The 1,218-nt window shown below is 44.1% G+C and carries 1 protein-coding gene; it reads right to left on the reverse strand.

All coding sequences use genetic code 11. From position 1 onward, the window contains the following. Window positions 1–20: 20 nt before the first annotated feature. Window positions 21–1,142 carry an ISAs1 family transposase gene (locus tag AB4407_RS20625; protein ID WP_372121827.1) on the reverse strand — a complete coding sequence of 374 codons (1,122 nt, stop codon included), beginning with the start codon at window positions 1,140–1,142 and terminating at the stop codon, window positions 21–23. Window positions 1,143–1,218: the final 76 nt, after the last annotated feature.

The following is a 1,218-nucleotide window of genomic DNA, read 5'->3' on the forward strand; positions in this document are numbered from 1 at the left end:
CAGGGTGAGCGCATGAGTGACTAGTTTTTAACCTCCCGACTAAAGCCCGCATTTAACACAGCCTCTAGCATTGATGTATTCATCATGCAGCGCTTCTGTTTTCCAACAATGCTTAATTTGGTTGGCTCAGCCCGTAACATATTCAAGCTCATATGACGAAGACAGGACAAGTTTTCTGCACCATGAGCTTTGTATATCTGGCAAGCATCTTCGTCCATACTTACATCAAGCACCCAGTGCATTGATTCTATGCCCCAATGCTCTCTTACCGCCGCAGCGGCTTGCTCTGCACTGAGAGCCTTGGAGCTGATGTAGTAACGGTATTCAAGATCAACCGCTTTTCCTTTTTCAAAGCGGAAGTTCTCAACCATAACGATACTCTTCATGCCTTTCCAGCGTGAGAAATTGCCTTCAAGCTCTTTGCTATCAAAGACATAACATTGACGAGATTCAATACGACCATGACCATTTTCTACAGAAATCGTCTTCGGCATATTAGCTCGCTGGGTGGAGAAGGCATTTTCCACAGCTTTACGGAGTTTCCCTTGATTACTTTTTACGGCAAGCAAGTAGTCTCCGCCTTGGTCTACAATGGCTTTGGCGATTTTAGTTTGGCATGCCATTGCATCAATCGTGACCAAAGCTCCTTTGATATCAAGCATTTTTATCAGCTCAGGGATCGCTGTAATCTCATTGCTTTTTTGCTCGGTTTTGAGCTGCCCAAGCACCAGTTTATTTGAGGAAGCATAAGCACTGATCATATGGATGGTGCTGGTTCTATCTTCACGGTTGTACGAACCACGAAGTGTTTTTCCGTCAATGGCCACCACCTGACCTTCTGTCAGGGTGTGTACCGATGACATCCAACTGATGAAGCATTCATGGAACTGCTCAGGTTCGATAGTAGAGATAATTCGCGCAATGGTGTCATCGGCAGGAATACCATTTATAAACAAGCCATTACGTTTAAACCAGTCATGATGTCCAAGAACGTACTCTCGAATATCAAACCAACCCTTTGCACCAGCAATCACCGCACACAGAGAGCCAAATAGAACCTCAAATAGGCAATAAGTAATCTTCGCACTCTGGCGCTGGTCGATTACTGGCTGAAAGTGTTCTTTGAAATGGTCAATATGCATGCTGCTCTCCTTAAAAGGGAGCATATGATCACAACTGAAAGTGATCGTCAAACTTGTCGTTATTTTGATTAATAAA

Origin of the sequence: Vibrio sp. 10N.261.46.E11 (assembly GCF_041472735.1) — a bacterium.
Lineage (GTDB): Bacteria > Pseudomonadota > Gammaproteobacteria > Enterobacterales > Vibrionaceae > Vibrio.